At 51.5% G+C, this 16,084-nt stretch carries 13 protein-coding genes; 12 read left to right on the plus strand and 1 reads right to left on the minus strand.

The genetic code is table 11. The features are described from left to right. Window positions 1-72: 72 nt before the first annotated feature. The 5 genes from NYE69_RS17520 to NYE69_RS17540 all read left to right on the plus strand — a co-directional run bounded on the left by NYE69_RS17520 (window position 73) and on the right by NYE69_RS17540 (window position 7,975). Window positions 73-939, plus strand: coding sequence for an SDR family oxidoreductase (locus tag NYE69_RS17520; RefSeq protein ID WP_340927222.1), 867 nt, complete (start codon window positions 73-75; stop codon window positions 937-939). A 376-nt stretch (window positions 940-1,315) separates the two neighbouring features. Next, the gene (locus NYE69_RS17525) at window positions 1,316-5,122 is read left to right on the plus strand and encodes a discoidin domain-containing protein (protein WP_340927223.1); all 3,807 of its coding nucleotides are present in this window, start codon (window positions 1,316-1,318) and stop codon (window positions 5,120-5,122) included. 73 nt (window positions 5,123-5,195) lie between these two features. Next, window positions 5,196-6,026, plus strand: a complete 831-nt coding sequence (locus tag NYE69_RS17530) for an AraC family transcriptional regulator (RefSeq protein ID WP_328272015.1) — start codon at window positions 5,196-5,198, stop codon at window positions 6,024-6,026. 122 nt (window positions 6,027-6,148) lie between these two features. Further along, window positions 6,149-7,360, plus strand: coding sequence for a multidrug efflux MFS transporter (locus tag NYE69_RS17535; protein WP_328272014.1), 1,212 nt, complete (start codon window positions 6,149-6,151; stop codon window positions 7,358-7,360). A gap of 27 nt (window positions 7,361-7,387) precedes the next feature. Then, window positions 7,388-7,975, plus strand: a complete 588-nt coding sequence (locus NYE69_RS17540) for a hydrolase (RefSeq protein ID WP_328272013.1) — start codon at window positions 7,388-7,390, stop codon at window positions 7,973-7,975. Between the two features lie 434 nt (window positions 7,976-8,409). Here NYE69_RS17540 and NYE69_RS17545 read toward each other — a convergent pair whose 3' ends face one another. After that, the gene (locus NYE69_RS17545) at window positions 8,410-8,721 is read right to left on the minus strand and encodes a YbjQ family protein (protein WP_036623643.1); all 312 of its coding nucleotides are present in this window, start codon (window positions 8,719-8,721) and stop codon (window positions 8,410-8,412) included. A gap of 634 nt (window positions 8,722-9,355) precedes the next feature. Between NYE69_RS17545 and NYE69_RS17550 the strand changes: the two genes are divergently transcribed. From NYE69_RS17550 to NYE69_RS17580, 7 genes are all read left to right on the plus strand, one after another. Continuing rightward, window positions 9,356-9,874, plus strand: coding sequence for a sigma-70 family RNA polymerase sigma factor (locus NYE69_RS17550; RefSeq protein WP_328272012.1), 519 nt, complete (start codon window positions 9,356-9,358; stop codon window positions 9,872-9,874). Window positions 9,875-9,897: 23 nt separating this feature from the next. Then, complete coding sequence (locus NYE69_RS17555; RefSeq protein WP_328272011.1) at window positions 9,898-11,004, plus strand: hypothetical protein; 1,107 nt, start codon at window positions 9,898-9,900, stop codon at window positions 11,002-11,004. Continuing rightward, window positions 11,001-11,984 carry an ABC transporter ATP-binding protein gene (locus NYE69_RS17560; protein ID WP_328272010.1) on the plus strand — a complete coding sequence of 328 codons (984 nt, stop codon included), beginning with the start codon at window positions 11,001-11,003 and terminating at the stop codon, window positions 11,982-11,984. Before NYE69_RS17555 ends, NYE69_RS17560 begins: the two co-directional genes overlap by 4 nt. Continuing rightward, window positions 11,981-12,850, plus strand: coding sequence for an ABC transporter permease subunit (locus NYE69_RS17565; RefSeq protein ID WP_328272009.1), 870 nt, complete (start codon window positions 11,981-11,983; stop codon window positions 12,848-12,850). The genes NYE69_RS17560 and NYE69_RS17565 overlap by 4 nt, the downstream gene beginning before the upstream one ends. Before the next feature lie 582 nt (window positions 12,851-13,432). Next, window positions 13,433-14,101: an NAD(P)H-dependent oxidoreductase gene (locus tag NYE69_RS17570; protein ID WP_328272008.1), complete on the plus strand. Its 669-nt coding sequence runs from the start codon at window positions 13,433-13,435 to the stop codon at window positions 14,099-14,101. 497 nt (window positions 14,102-14,598) lie between these two features. Beyond that, a complete protein-coding gene (locus NYE69_RS17575) occupies window positions 14,599-15,171 on the plus strand; it encodes a DUF6518 family protein (RefSeq protein WP_340927224.1) in 573 nt (190 codons plus the stop codon). 238 nt (window positions 15,172-15,409) lie between these two features. Further along, window positions 15,410-16,069, plus strand: a complete 660-nt coding sequence (locus NYE69_RS17580) for a DUF4085 family protein (protein WP_328272006.1) — start codon at window positions 15,410-15,412, stop codon at window positions 16,067-16,069. Window positions 16,070-16,084 lie beyond the last annotated feature (15 nt).

The following is a 16,084-nucleotide window of genomic DNA, read 5'->3' on the forward strand; positions in this document are numbered from 1 at the left end:
TTAGGATATTGTTTCATTTTATTTAAGGGATGGGTGAAAGCATTGAATCCAATGGATGCAGGATTACCGGACATGAATGGAAAAGTGTCTCTCATCACGGGGGCAAATGCGGGAATCGGCAAACGCGCGGCAAAGCGGTTAGCTAGTCTTGGTTCCAGGGTCATCGTCGTTTGCCGCGATCCGATTAAAGGGGCTGACGCCGTTGAGGAAATCAAACGTGAATCCGGGAGCTCCTTCGTAGAGTTGATTCAAGCCGATTTGTCTTCTCAGAAAAGCATTCGGCAACTGGCGGAAACGGTAACAAGGCGGTATGAAAGATTGGATGTGCTGATTCATAATGCCGCGAACTTCGACCAATCTTTGAAGAAGCCGCAATTGACCGAGGATGGGGTGGAGAAGATATTTTCCACGAACCATCTAGGTCCGTTCCTGCTGACTCACTTGCTGCTGGATTTATTGAAAAAAAGCGCGCCCAGCAGGATAATTACTATTGCTTCGAAGGGGTTGCTTGCCTTTCCCGATATGACGATCGATTTCGAAAATTTGAATGGAGAAAAATCTTTTTCCATCACTCGCGCCTATTATCAGTCCAAATTGGCTCAAGTGATGTTCACCTACGAGCTCGCGGAGCGGCTAAAGGACAGCGGAGTAAGCGTAAATTGCATTCGGGTGCCAAGCGTGAAAATTGATAAGGGCAGGCATCAGCATGTGCCGGCGTGGATGAGATGGGCCTATCAAATCAAGCGGCGTTTCTCCCTGGATCCCGAGAACATGGCAAACACCTACGCTTTTGTTGCGGTAAGCCCTTCACTGGATCGAACAACCGGGCGGTATTTTGACGAACATAACCGGATAGTTAAATCTTCCCGAAAATCCTATGACAAGACGGCTTGGAAAAAGCTTTGGCGCGTTAGCGAGAAGCTCACAGGTATGGAGTAAATTCAGACCGGAAAAACGGGACATAGCCGTTGCACTAAAGCCCAAAAGGTGTGCTATTTTGCGCAGGAGAAAGGAATTTCAAAAATTGAACCACAAACTATTTTTGGAAATAAACCAAAGGACCGCTGGAGCGAATTTTCCCGGCGGTTTTATAGTTCTTTTTACCTATTTTATAATAACTTTTACATATTTCTATTAATATCGTTATACCATGCGACGATAAAAAAATTGTATATTTATTCAAATTCCATAATATGGGGTTCAACCAAATATTTTGGAGATGTGAGGGGAGGCCGCAAAAGACGGACGAGTAGCGGAGATCTGATTGGTTTCATCAGCATCTGCACCATAGATCAATTATTGAAGGAGAGAGGACATGAGGATATTTTTCCTGAGCAAGCGGAAGGCTCGCAGGAGTTGGGTACATTTTGCGTTGACCGTCATGTTGCTGATCAGCAGCGTTCCGATGTTTTCCATGCCGGCTGCTTATGCGCAAGAGCAAGATGATTTGCTTTCTCTAAACAGACCGGTCTATAGTTCATCGTCGCTGGGCGGCAATACGCCGGATATGGCGGTCGACGGCAACGAAAATACCCGTTGGGAGAGCGTATGGCAAAAGGACCCGCAATGGATTTACGTCGATTTGGGCAAGCGTGCATCCATCTCGAAGATTTCCGTAAAATGGGAAAACGCATATGCCACGTCGTTTGAACTTCAGGTATCGGATGACGAAATTCACTGGAAGCCGGTCTATGCCACGACCAAAGGCGAAGGCGGGCTGACCGAAGTGGATAAACTGGCCGAGCAGGGCCGATATGTCCGCGTCTACAGCACGGACCGCGCCCAAAAGGCTTACGGCGTATCGATTTGGGAATTCAGCGTATTCGGCACCGGCGGCGTCAACCCGCCGCCTAAACCGGAGGCCGTCAACCTGGCGCTAGGCAAGCCGGTAACGGCGTCTTCGCTGGAGATCGACGAGCCTAGCAGATCGCCCGAAGACAAAGCCAAGATGGAAGAACGGAACTACTTGGCCAAGAATGCCACCGACGGCAACGGCGATACCCGCTGGTCGTCCGTCTACGCCGATAACGAATGGATTTATGTGGACCTGGGCCAATCCAGCGAAATCGGCAGCGTGTCGTTCAAGTGGGAAGCCGCCTACGGCAGAGCTTACGACATCCAGGTGTCGGATGACGCCCAAAGCTGGACCACCGTGTACCGGCAGCTGACCGGCTCGGGAGGAACGGAGACGATTCCGGTCTACGCGAAGGCCCGTTACGTCAAAATGGCCGGGCTCGGACGCGGCTCCACGAACGGATACTCGCTGTACGAGTTCGGCGTGTACGCTTACCGCGAAGGCGATCCGAAATCGACCTACGACATTCCGGACATCCCGGCGGTCTCTTCGGTGGAGGTTGGAGCGGGCAGCTACGAAATCAACGATGTGACGATGCTGGCGCCGAAAAATCCGAAATACCGCACCGCGGACGTCAAGGCCCCGATTCCATCCAACGACTGGTGGCAATCGATCCTGGTCGAAAACCTGGGCGGCGGCAACAGCCTGATCACGCTCCCGCTGAAAAACCGCTACACCAAGCAGGGCCTGAACATTTTGAACCCTGGGGCCGGTTATGCTTCGGCGGACGGCGGCTCGATCGACGCCGACGGCGATCCGGATTTGATTCTGTCTCTGGCCAACATCAATCCGGCCGCCGTGGTCACGAAAATTTCCGGCTACGGGGATTTTTCCGCGAGCGTCGTGATGAGCGATGACGAGACGGCCAAGATGACCACGACGTTTGTGAAGGGGTCGCCGTTCCTGTACAACACCTACGAGAACCCGGATGCCGTGATCCTCCAATCGCCGGTCATCACCCGGTTGTACGATGACAACAATCGGCCGATCCTGCTGAATGACGGGGATATACTGACGGCCGACCATATCGGCATCGAAGTGACCAATAAGGACAGAGCGCCTGTGCCGCAAACCTTTGTGCGCAACTACGGGGTGTTTGCTCCTGAGGGAACGGTCTTTATGAAGCTTGGAAACACGATCAAAATCAAGCTGGGACAAGGCGAAAGCTATCTGTCTTTGGCGGCGCTGCCGTCTGCGGAGAAACTGAGCGATTATTACCGGCATGCGTACGCCTTCGTCACGGATACGCGGGTTGAATACGAATATGATGAGGCAAAATTGCTCGTAACCACTCGCTTCGAATCGATCACCGAGCTGAAACGGCCGGGCTTTTCTGCGGAGACGCTGATGGCGCTGCTGCCGCATCAATGGAAGATCGCTGCCACGCCGCTGACCGATCTGACGTATCCTTCGATCCGCGGTCTGCTGAAAGTCAGCGCAGGCAATACGTTTACGACGCAGGACCGGTTTTACGGCATCATTCCGCAGTTTGTGGAGCCTAATGACCCGTCGTATTCCCGCGCGCAATTAACCGCCTATCTCGATCAGCTGGACGCGGATGTGGCGAACGGAGCGATGGTCGATGAACCTTATTGGCAGGGGAAAAAACTGCACCCGCTCGCCCTGGCGGTCTTGATCAGCGACCAGCTCGGCGATACTGAACGCAAAGATCATTATCTGGCCTTGCTGCGGACGATTTTGACCGACTGGTACACGTATTCACCGGACGAGAAGGCGCATTCGACCTATTTCCACTATGACGACACGTGGGGGACCGTGTTCCCGTACGGCAGCGGATTCGGCGTGAATACCGGATTAACCGACCATCATTTTACGTACGGGTATTATATTTTTGCCTCCGCTGTTCTCGCCGCGTATGACGAGGAATTTTTGCGGGATTACGGGGACATGGCGGAGCTTTTGATCCGCGATTACGCCAACCCGTCGAGAACGGACAAGTTATTCCCTTGGTTTTGCAACTTCGATCCTTATGAAGGTCACTCCTGGGCCGGCGGCTACGCCGACAACCGCAGCGGCAACAACCAGGAAGCGGCCGGGGAAGCGCTGTTCAGCTGGGTCGGCGAATACATGTGGGGCTTGGTAACCGGCAACGACGCTTACCGCGATGCGGGGATCTGGGGCTTTACGACCGAGGAAAAAGCCGCCGAGCAGTACTGGTTCAACTATGACCGCGACAATTGGGCGGATGGCTATAAGCATGCGACGGTAGGGCATGTCTACGGCAGCGCTTATTTGTACGGGACGTATTTTTCCGGGGATCCGGAGCATATTTACGGCATTCACTGGCTTCCCCCGGCGGAATGGATGACCTATTACGGCCGCGACCCGCAGAAAACGGCGGATTTGTACGCCGGTCTGATCGCGGACCTCGGCGGCACGCCGGAACGCACCTGGGAGCATATCATCTGGCCGTTCCAATCGATTAGCGATCCGGAAGGGGCGCTGGCCAAGTGGGATACCAGCAATATGCAGCAAAACGAAGCGTTTAACGCCTACTGGTTTATTCACAGCATGGTAACGACGGGCACAAGAACGATGGACATTTGGGCGGACGATCCGGCGGCAACGGTCTATGAAAAAGACGGCGTCTACACCGCGCAGATCTGGAATCCGGGGGACACGCCCAAAACCGTTCGTTTTTTCAATGAAGACGGTGCATTGGGCTCCGCCACGGTATACCCCAAAGCGCTCGTCGCCGTCAATCCGCTGGAGGACACGGTTGTAGAAGGTCCGGACCCCGCGAAGGGCGTCCAATACCTGGACCGCACAGACTGGGTGATTACGGCCTCCTCCAGTTCCGAACCGTCCGGCCGCATGATCGACGGCGATCTGTCGACCCGGTGGTCTTCGGGACAAGCCCAAGCGGCCGGCGACTGGCTGCAAATCGATTTGGGCGCCGAGCAGGTCTTTGATACACTGTTTATGAACTCCGGCACGAACTGGGGCGACTATGCACACGGGTACGAAGTATATGTATCGGCCGACGGCGAGAATTGGAACGAGGCGGCCGCCAGCGGCACGGGCAATTCGCAAAGTCTGGCGGTCTCGCTTAAAGAACAGAAGGCCAGATACGTGAAAATCGTCCTGACGGCGCCGGGGGGCAGCTGGTGGTCGATCTCCGAGTTAAAGCTGGCCCTCTTCGGTTCGCCGGCGCCTAAGACGCCTCTGCCGAATCTGAGCGTGCTGGAGGACCGCCCTGGCTGGACCGTCACGTCGTCAACATATGGAGACGTTCAAATACCATGAAAGACACTCCCGCCTCCGTGCACCGCTCATGGAGCGGGAGTTTTATTACGAAGCGGCAATTCAAGGAGGAGCCATGAATCTGAAAAACGTCTTTCCCTATATCCATTACTGCAACAGCCGGTCCCCAAACGATCCGCGGAAACTGCGGAGCCTGATCACCCGGACGCTCCAGCACCACGAACTGCTTCTGGTGACCGGAGGAAAAGGCCGTTTTATCGTGGACAACAGAAGTCACACGCTGCAGGAAGGCACGCTGTGCTACATCCGTCCCGATGTTTTACATACGATCGAGGTTGACGCCCGTGATCCGATAAGCTGCCTGACCGTGCATTTCAGCTATGCGAACATCCGCTATGATGACGGCGCCTGGTCGGTCGGGAACGAAGTCCATTCGCTGCCGCTGCAGGATGCGCAGATGCTCAAAAACGGCTATCAAATCGCGGATACCTTCAAAAAGCTGGTGGATAGCTGGGATTCGAAGCGGCCGGGGTATGAGCTGATCTCGAAAGCCTATCTTCTCCAGCTGCTGTTCGAAATTTCCCAACATCGGCAGAAGCAAAACGAAAATCACGCGGTCAGCTTGAAAATTGAAAAAGTGATCGAATACATGCATCTGCATATCGGACAGCGGGTGACTTTGGGGGAATTGGCCGAACTGGTTCATCTGTCCACATATTACCTTTCGCGGGCGTTCAAGAGCACGACGGGATATTCGGTGATCGAGTATTTCAACAAAATCAAAGTGGATAAAGCCAAGGAGCTGCTTGCCGAGGAGGACAAAAAAGTGAAGGAAGTCGCCCGCGAGCTCGGGTTTGCGGATGAATTCTACTTCAGCCGGATTTTTAAGCGGATGGAGGGGATCAGCCCTTCGGAATATCATGGCAAAATCGTCCATGGATTATAAGATTGTGCATGGAAAAAGGCGAATTCTTTGGGTAGAATAATCCTGCAATATTGTTCATTTCACGTATACGGGATCACGTGTGCGGGTCATCAGGTTATCGAGCGGAAAGAAGGCTTTGCATTATGCCGATTTGGAAAAGAAATTTGCTTGTGTGCTGGTTCGGCATGTTCGTGACGGGGATTGGCTTGAGCCAGCTCGCGCCGGTTTTGCCGCTGTACATCAAGCAGCTTGGCGTCGGAGATGCCGGGGAAATCGCGCGATTCTCCGGGCTTGCTTTTGGGATTACGTTTATCGTGTCGGCGATTTTTTCGCCAATCTGGGGGCTGGCCGCCGACAAATACGGACGCAAGCCGATGCTGCTGCGGGCCAGCCTGGGCATGGCGATCGTGATCGGCTGTATGGGATTTGCGCCAAATGTGTACGTGCTGATCGGACTTCGCCTGCTGCAGGGGGTGATCACGGGTTACAGCACCGCCTGTACGACGCTGATCGCCACCCAGACGGATAAGGAGCACGCCGGGTTTGCCTTGGGAACGCTGTCTACGGCCAATATCGCGGGTTCGCTGTTAGGGCCGACGATCGGCGGATTTATCGGTGAAAACTTCGGGATGCAAAACGACTTTTTTCTCATCGGCGCGCTGATGTTGATCGCCTTTTTGACGACGTTGTTGTTTGTCAAGGAGGATTTTGTCCGGACGGAGAGCAAGGTTCCGGGAATGAAAGAAATTTGGAGCGGGATTCCCGAAAAAAGCTTGACCCTGACCTTGTTCGTCACCTTTTTCATCTTAAGCGTGGCTTTGTATTCGGTCGAGCCGATCATCACGGTGTACATTGAGCAGATTTCCCAAACATCCAGCCATGTGGCGCTGATGGCCGGGATCGCTTTTTCGGCTTCGGGTCTGGCCAATGTTTTGACGGCGCCGCGTCTCGGCAAGCTATCCGACCGGGTGGGGGCGCACAAAGTGATCCTGGCGGCGCTGATTGCGGCCGGCATCCTGTTCATCCCGCAAGCTTTCGTCACGAACCCCTGGCAGCTGACGGGGCTGCGGTTTTTGCTGGGGATCGCGGCGGCGGGGCTGAGCCCGTCGGTTAATACGCTGATCAAAAAAATCACACCGGATGCCCTAACGGGCCGGGTGTTCGGGTTCAGCATGGCGGCCGGATACCTGGGCGTGTTCGCCGGCTCGGTGTTGGGCGGCCAGATCGCGGCCTGGCTGGGCGCCGAATACGTATTCATCGCAACGAGCGCTTTGTTGTTGATCAACGCGGTTTGGGTATATTTTAAAGTGTACCGGACCATGAACCGGCCCGAAATAACGGGTGTCCCGAAATAAGCAAAAGACAGGAGTGTGGAAATTAGTATGGCAGATGCAAAAGTGACGGAAATTCATGTTGAGAAAACGGCGCTGGTGGTAATCGATCTGCAGGAGGGCATTGCCCATGCCGGGCGTCAGAGCGCTCCTTATACGAGCGGGCAGGTGATTCAAAACGCCGGCAAGCTGGCGCAGGCGATTGCGGAGAAGGGCGGTTTCGTCGTGCTGGTCAGGGTGTCGTTCGCGGACGGCAAAGATGCGTTGAAGCCGCAGACGGATATGGGTTTGAACTCCGTGCAATATCCCGAAGGCTGGGACCGGATCGTACCCGAACTGGCCGGCGTGAAAAACGCGCACCTTGTGACCAAACGGCAGTGGGGCGCGTTTTACGGTACGGACCTGGATCTGCAGCTGCGCCGCCGGGGCATCGAAACGATCGTGCTGTGCGGGATCTCCACCTCGATCGGCGTGGACACCACGGCCAGAGAGGCGTTCCAGCACGGCTACCAGCAGATTTTCGCCGAAGATGCCATGACGGCATCGACGCGGGAGGAGCACGAATATGTGTGCAAGTACATTTTCCCGCGGCTCGGCAAGGTGCGGACGAGTGAAGAGATCGTTGCGGCGATGAAATAACGCTAATATAAACTGCTTAAAAGCAAACTGCAGGTCGTATGGTGCGGTTTGCTTTTCGTTTTTTTCGAGGCAATCCGCTGGCTGATCTCCCTGCTATAAAAATAGCGGCATTTTATGATCTTATTGTCCGGAGCCTGGCATGTTGATCACCATTAGCGGCATTTTTTGTCCTTATTTTCCCATAAATAGTTCAGAACGCCGGAATTTATTGTGATTCGAGTAAATAACGACATCATTTGCCACTATTTTGCTCAAAACGGGGGTATGGCCGAAATAGCGGCATTTTTTGTCCTTATGTTAAGCTTGAGCCGCTGGATGAGCAACCATTTTTCAAGCTATTAAGGGAGAGAAATCAGGATCAGGAACATCTTGCGAAATATTTAGAACGGAAACAAGCCGGCCATTTACCATGACCGGCTGCTCAAACCCCATCGTTACACAAGCACTGCTGTTCCGCTAACGGAAACCATAAGCATTCCTTCGCGGACAACTTCATAATCGATGTCTATCCCAATAATGCCCGTTGCTCCCAAACGCGAAGCCTGTTGTCTCATTTCTTCGAGTGCGGTCTCTCTCGCTTCCTGCAGCTTGCCTTCGTAAGCGCCCGAGCGACCTCCGACAACGTCCGTAATCGAGGCGAGAAAATCTCTGAACACGTTGGCGCCCATAATTACTTCGCCGGTTACGATACCTAGATACTGTCTTACAGGATAACCTTCAATCGTTGATGTTGTGGTCATAATCATACCGTTCATCCTCCTTAAAGAACCTTTACCAGTTTGTTACGCAGGCTGGCCGGTTCGGTTTCAAAGTAAACCCTAACAGAGATTTAGGATAAACCCTCATCAATTGTATAATGCAGATTAAGCAAATTCAAATCTGTATAGAAGCTTACTCCTATCTCACCGGCGTCAAAAAATTGAAAATTACGCTCCCTGAAATGAGAAGTACGGTAAAATAAAGGAAATAGTAAATAGCTGGAATACTCCTTATAATTTATTTACCTCAACAATTCAGGCCCCTGGCATTACTCGTTCCTCTCTTATTTAGAGCTGCATATTATACTTGGACCTATATAGAGAAGAATAACGAAGTAAAGAAAAGTCAGTAAGCAATAATTGAAAACCTTATTGGTAACAGGGTAGTCTCATAAGAGCCATAGAAAATGGCTCGGGGATTGCCCTTTTTCTATGAAATTAGCTACTTTTGAGACAGCGGCCGTAATGTATTTGGGTAGGCAATTTTACCGGTACAAGTGGACAAAGCTCTGCTATATAATCTAAAAAATGATTAATCCGAAAAAATTCTTCCGATCCTGCTACAAAATTAAAAAAGGGTTCGTCTTTCTAATAGCTGCAGCTGAAAGGAGGCAAACACAAAATGAGTATTCCGGAATCCTCGGCATTCCGTAACATATTTTTTGCGCATTATCCAACCGTACACCGAAAATTGACCGCCCTCGTGCGTGATGAAGCCGCCGCCGACGATTTGGCGCAGGAGGTATTCCTCAGACTGTACAGGAACCCGCCGGACAACCCGGAAGCCTTGGGGGCATGGCTGCACCGCGTACTGACAAGAATCGGATACGATTACCTGGAGAAAAAAGCAAGAGAGAGAAAGCTGCAAAACAAGCAGGAAATGATGTACGAGGGGGAGGCTGCTCCGGAATCCGGAGAAGAGGCGCTTATGCGCCAAATGGATCAGGATGAAGTAAGGGCCTGGCTGGACAGCCTTCCCGAGCGGGACCGCCAGGCGCTGCTTCTCCGCTATTCGGGCTACAGCTACGCGGAGATCGCGCAGGAGCTTAATGTCAGGCCGCCGCTGATCGGCAGTCTGCTGCAACGAGCGACACGCAAGCTGCAGCAGACTGCCACCAAGGCCATGGCCCGGCAGGACTAACCATCGGAAAGGATTGAAAAAATATGACGACCCATCCGCATAATTCTGGAGAGGATAAAAGAACGCGCGAAGCCTGGGAACGGCTGCAAACGAAACTGGCAACGGAGCCGGTAAACGATAAATGGGAGACATGGGCCACGCAGAGCAAGCAGAACGGTCTGCAGTTAGCCGATGCTCTTCCGGGGCCGGCGGTTTCAGCCGCAGCTTCCAATGAGGCGTCTCAGCCGACTACTGAAGCTCCGGCTCCGGCAACAGCCTCCCGCCGCCGGGCAAGCCGCAACCGCAAGTGGATAGCGGCCGCAGCGGCAGCCGTTATCTTCAGCGCCGTTCTTGCCACCCCTATGGGCAATAACGCGCTCGCGGCGATTTTGAACCAATTCCGCGTGCAGGAGATCGCAACGGTTGACGGCGATACGCTTGAAAGCCTGTTTAATCAGCTCGTTCCGGGCGAAACGCTCAGCAAGGACAATACATTCGGGCAGTTTATAACCAAGGGAGGAACCGTTCAAGGGGAATTTACCCGTGAGCAGGCGGCTTCCCGGCTGGGGTATCAGCTTTTGCCCTCTGATCTGACAGGCGGCGAAGAGAAAGTCTACATCAGCCCTTCAAACGAAATCACAATGAAGATGAATGTTGAAGAAGTGAATCGGGCCATGCAGCGAGTGGGTGCAACGAAGCTGCTGCCGGAATCGATTGACGGAAAAGCGATCACCTTAACCCTTCATGAAAGTGTAACTTACGATTTGAATACGGATCAGGAGCACTGGGCGTCCCTGGCACAGATGCAGGCGCCGGAAATTACGGTGGACCCGTCCGTTGATGTGGAAGAAGCTCTAGAGGCGGTTCTGCAGCTTCCGATTTTGCCAGCCGGTCTGAAAAACCAGCTGCAGCAGAGCAGCATCCTTTCCGGATCGATTCCAATGCCGTATATCGTTGATAAAAGCGCCAAAACCGATGAACTCACGATTGGCGGCACCAAGGTGCTTGTTGAAGAACGCGAGTACAGCAGCATGACAGACCGTACGGCCGTCTGGATTAAAGACGGACAGTTGTTCCATTTTGACGGTGGCTCTGCCTACGCAACGGAAACTGATTTCATGAACAAATTGAAGGAGCTGGTGGAGGCATGACCGAGGCGGCCATCGACGCTAACGGGTTGACCAAGGAATACAGCAACGGACGCGGCTGCCGGAATGTCACCATCACTGTAGGAAAAGGGGAAGCCTTCGGCTTCCTCGGTCCTAACGGTGCCGGGAAAAGCACGTTCGTAAAAATGCTGGTCGGACTGATCCATCCGACGGCCGGCGAGGCGAGCATCATGGGCGCCCCCATCGGTACAATTGAGGCGAAGCGGCAAATCGGATATTTGCCCGAGCTGTACCGGTATCAGGAATGGCTGACCGGCGAAGAGGTCGTCCGGCTGCACGCGCGGCTATGCGGCTTGGACAAGCAGGAGGCGAACCGGAGAATCCCTGAGCTACTGCACAGGGTGGGTGTGGGCAAACGGGGGAAGGACCGGGTTAAGCATTATTCCAAAGGCATGCAGCAGCGGCTTGGACTGGCTTGCGCTCTCGTGAACGATCCGGCGGTAGTTTTCCTGGACGAGCCGTCGTCGGCCATGGATCCCGTCGGCAGAATGCATGTCCGCGCGATCCTTGAAGAACTGAAGCAGCAGGGGAAAACGATTTTCCTGAACTCCCATCTGCTGGAGGATGTGGAAGTGCTGTGCGACCGCATGGCGCTCTTGAATAACGGGCAGGTGCTCCGTCATGGACGGGTGGCCGAAGTACTTCAGAAGCGAGTCTGCTGGCGTTTTAAAGTCGGCGGATTTTCGCCTTTTTTGCTGTCTTGGCTTCATGAAACGACAGGCTTCAGCTTTCGGGCAGCTGCCGATGAAAAAGGCGAAGCCGGCCTGACCGGCGCAGGAAGTGCGGGTGATACCGTGTGGCTTGAAGCGGAGCTGGAGAACGAGGAGCAGGCGGGCTGGATTAATACGCTGCTGATCGGTCAAGGAATGACGCTGTATGAAGTCGCCAGAGTCCGTGAACGGCTGGAGGAGTGGTTCATGGAAGCTGTTGCCGGGCTCAATCACAGGGGGGAACAGGAATGAGAATAATTTGGACGATGACCTGGAAGGAGCTGCTGCGCAAACGTGTCCTGCTGCTGACATTTTTGATGACAGCCGTGTTTCTGATCGGATTTTGGTTTATTGCTGGAGCCATCGGGGACAGGGGAACCATAAGCGCCAATAATAACGAAGAACTAATCCAGCAATTTACGACCGGGATGTTCATTCTGTTGCTCGGTTTTTTCTTCGCCGGCTTTGTGCTCGCTTTTTTGGCTATTTTCAGTTCATTTTCCGCGATTGCCGGCGAGGCCGAGCAGGGGGTGATGCAGGCGATGCTGCCGCGGCCGATTCCGAGGTGGAAATGGTATACGGGCCGCTGGCTCGGTTACGTTTCTCTGGGCGTGCTTTATGCCTTGATTTTATATAGCTTGATTTTGTGGATTACCGATATCCATGCCGCAATTCCACGTGACCCGGTTGTACTGGTTCAGGCTTTCCTGCTTTTTGCCTCGGTTGTTCCTTTGCTCGTAACCGTGTCCATGTTCGGTTCCGGCTACCTGTCCTCCGTTGCAAACGGTGTGGTGATGACGATGCTCTACGGGGCAGGCTGGCTTGGCGGCATGATCGGTAAAATCGCCGGATCCATCGACCTGAAGCCTGAACCATTGCAAACCTTGAATAATGTGGCCGGAGTTCTGCAGCTGATTATGCCGGCCGACGCGCTGCTGCGGAAAATGCAGGCGGTGCTGTTCAGCTTCGAGGAAATCAGCGGACTTATCCCGGTGGGTGATACTGGACCGTTCGGTATCGGCGAAGTTCCTTCGACAGCCTTTTTAATATACGCGGTGCTTTATACAGCCGTGCTCTTTTGGATGGGGCTGCGCCGTTTTGTCCGCAAGGATTTATAACTCAACTTTCGGTGCAGCCGGCGGCTTTATGAATCAGCTCCGGGAGTTGTGCTGAACGCCGTACGAGCTTTGGCAGATGTTCGTTTTTTATGGGAAGACAATGGGAAGAAGGACGGCTTGATGGAGTCAACTGCAAAAGTGTATTCTATTTTCCCTAAATTACCATTTTAGAGCGGTTGAAGTGCAAAAGTACATCTCATTTAGGGCTATACGATAAAAAAGTAACTTTTGACCGGAAATGAACTGCACTTTTGCATTTGAACTGCCCATATTGAGGGGGTTCGACAAAAACCGCCTGCACTTTTGCATTTCGTGGGCTTTCCCTCTCTTCCTTATACGTAACGTGGCGGGAGCGGCATATAGTCCTTCCACGCGAAGGGTTCAGCAAGTTCAAGTCTATCCCGTATAGCCATTTGGAACTTTTCCGTCATCCAATATTTAAGAAAGTCATATTTATCCTGAAAAAGCCCGCACGAATCAATTGACTACCAAATGTGAAGGTGATATATTTTTGTTGTCAAACGACCAGTAATTGGAGGATAAATAAACTATTGCCAATTTATATTAAAGGAGTTGGATTCTGTGAACCATAGCGTAAAAAAAGAAGATATATTGGCAGCCTTCGAATTTAGACATGCCACCAAAGAGTTTGATCCGACAAAGAAAATTTCCGCTGAAGATTTTAATTTCATTCTGGAAACGGCCCGGCTCTCTCCAAGCTCGGTTGGACTCGAGCCCTGGAAGTTTGTCGTTGTCCAGAATCCGGATTTGCGCGAGAAGCTGCGTGCCGTGAGCTGGGGGGCACAGGGCCAACTGCTTACCGCCAGCCATTTTGTGTTGATTTTAGCCCGCAAGGATGTAAGATACGATTCCGATTACTTCTGGCGGCAAATGACCGGGGTCAAACAAATTCCGGCGGATAATGTCAAAAACATGATGGGCCGTTACCGGTCGTTCCAGGAAGAGGATTTCAAGCTGATGGAGTCGGAACGCGCGCTGTTTGATTGGGCTTCAAAGCAAACCTATATTGCTCTCGGCAACATGATGACCAGCGCCGCTCTCATCGGCATTGACTCTTGTCCGATCGAAGGCTTCGATATAGACAGCGTGAACGCCATTTTACGCGAAGCAGGGCTGCTGGAAAACGATCACTACGGAATCAGCGTGATGGCTGCGTTCGGATACCGTGTCAAAGCTCCGCGTCCTAAGACAAGAAGAGAAGCAGATGACGTGATTCGCTGGGTTGAATAACTCTGTACAATGCGTACCGATTTTCTATTGGTGCGCACTGTTTGTTTTACCGTTGTTCCTCTTATACGTCACCGGATGTTGAACTTGTTCTGAACGTCTATGCGCTTTTTTGGTATCAGGAAACTGCTAAGTAAATATAAACTTAAAATGATTTATCGAAAAATGATATCACAGCCCGGTCCACTTGAGATGACTGGGCTTAATTGCTAAACACGCTCTTATATTTGGACGCGGTCAAGGAAGCTTTGTGCTTTGGGCGAAAAGTTGGGGGGGGGGGATTTTCCGGTATTTCCGGAAAATAAAATGTACGGTTAATGGCATGATCATGGACGCCTGCCGGATTATAAAGAACGGTAGATTTTGATCTTGTCAGGGCTTGAAAGGCGGAGAGTATTATAGAAATTTATAACCAATTAAATCAGATTAGAGCTGCGAACAAATCAAATAGAAAACAAAAAATTTTATCAATAATATACGCAATTATTATCGGGGTTATTTTGGGCTTAGCAGCAAAACTTGTGGATAGTCCGAATATCAACCCGATCTTTGACGATCTCGGTGGACGTCTTGGTATATGGGTATTTGTTGCAGCACTTTTATCGGTTTTCAGCGATTCGCCCAAATTAGCCGCTGTAAGAGTGTTCGCCTTTTTTGGGGCGATGCTTACGGTTTATTATGTTTACACAACGCTGGTGCTGCATTTTTTTCCGCAAAAAGCCATTGTTTTTTGGGGGATTTGCGCGGTGGTCTCTCCTGTTTGTGCTTATTTGATGTGGTATGCGCGTGGAAACGGATTGTTCGCTAATATTATTTCCGCGCTTCCAATCACAATATTGCTGTCGGAAGGGTTTGAATTGCGCAACGCTTACTTGCCTATTCACCAGCATTATTATTTAATACCATTGCTTATGGGAATATATTTAATTATGATCGTTGTTTTGTTGTTTACTATTCCGAAAAAGAAAATGAACATTTTGGTCATTCTTCCAATAGCCCTGATATTATCTTTTATCATGATATATTCTAATGTTCTTGGCCGGATATTTGGTGGAATGAACGGTGTGTTATAAGGCGTGGTTATTGTCACCGAACGATCTTAATAGGAACCTTCCTTTGCCAGTAGATGTTGCTCTAAGATAGGAAATTAGATGGAAAATTCGGATTAACATTCTTAGAATGTTAATATAAAGAAGGGATATAAAGCAGTGATAATAAGATGGAGTAACTTGGATACAAATTGGCGCTAGCTGGCTGCTCCCAAGAATCCCCTGCCTTTAGGGAAAAGGGAGTTGGCAAGGAGGATTATCATTGAAATACTTTACCAAAGAAATGTATGAGCAGATGCAGGTGCGCGGTTATTTCTTTTATCCGGAAACGGAACAGGATTTGGAAGAAGATAAGGCTTGGTATTTGGAGAACGGCAGGGATTTCGAGGAAGAGGCCTATCAAATGTTCTTACTGATCAAGCCATATATGCTCAAATATTTGTCCGGTCCGTTGCAAGCTGCGGTTGAAGATGGGAGCATCATGAAGACGAGGTTGCCCGCGCCGGATTTGGCCGCTTTGATCGATGAGTGGAAACGAAGCTGGGATGAAGAATGGGAAAGGCGCTGCAAGGACTATAGAGTCAACTATGAGGCGATAAAGCCAAGTCTGCCTATGCCGGTTAGAGGTTTGAAAGAAAAAATCAGATTTCATGATGCGAAGCTGATAAGGATGACTTCATCTGCGGATCGCCGCGTCGAGATCGTAATCCAGGAATGCTTTAAGGAAAAGGAGACGCGCCTCACTTTTTTGGAGGTGAATTCGCTCCGTTGCGATGCTGACCCGGTTCGAAGTTTGTGTCTGTACGAAGAAGTTTATCTGCTGGAAACCGGCCTATTCGAACTCTGTTTACTGTTGGAGTCCCCGGAAACAGGTTTAAACGAGTTCTCCATCGTAGCCAGCGGCTTGGACATACATATGTAAGAGCAATTCAAAATG

It is taken from the genome of Paenibacillus sp. FSL R5-0527, assembly GCF_038008055.1.
Lineage (GTDB): Bacteria > Bacillota > Bacilli > Paenibacillales > Paenibacillaceae > Fontibacillus > Fontibacillus macerans.

Coding starts and splice junctions, on each gene's coding strand:
- NYE69_RS17565 (WP_328272009.1), top strand. CDS start 11,981: ATGAGAATAATTTGGACGATGACCTGGAAGGAGCTGCTGCGCAAACGT.
- NYE69_RS17540 (WP_328272013.1), top strand. CDS start 7,388: ATGGCAGATGCAAAAGTGACGGAAATTCATGTTGAGAAAACGGCGCTG.
- NYE69_RS17520 (WP_340927222.1), top strand. CDS start 73: ATGAATGGAAAAGTGTCTCTCATCACGGGGGCAAATGCGGGAATCGGC.
- NYE69_RS17545 (WP_036623643.1), bottom strand. CDS start 8,721: ATGATTATGACCACAACATCAACGATTGAAGGTTATCCTGTAAGACAG.
- NYE69_RS17530 (WP_328272015.1), top strand. CDS start 5,196: ATGAATCTGAAAAACGTCTTTCCCTATATCCATTACTGCAACAGCCGG.
- NYE69_RS17550 (WP_328272012.1), top strand. CDS start 9,356: ATGAGTATTCCGGAATCCTCGGCATTCCGTAACATATTTTTTGCGCAT.
- NYE69_RS17560 (WP_328272010.1), top strand. CDS start 11,001: ATGACCGAGGCGGCCATCGACGCTAACGGGTTGACCAAGGAATACAGC.
- NYE69_RS17535 (WP_328272014.1), top strand. CDS start 6,149: ATGCCGATTTGGAAAAGAAATTTGCTTGTGTGCTGGTTCGGCATGTTC.
- NYE69_RS17555 (WP_328272011.1), top strand. CDS start 9,898: ATGACGACCCATCCGCATAATTCTGGAGAGGATAAAAGAACGCGCGAA.
- NYE69_RS17525 (WP_340927223.1), top strand. CDS start 1,316: ATGAGGATATTTTTCCTGAGCAAGCGGAAGGCTCGCAGGAGTTGGGTA.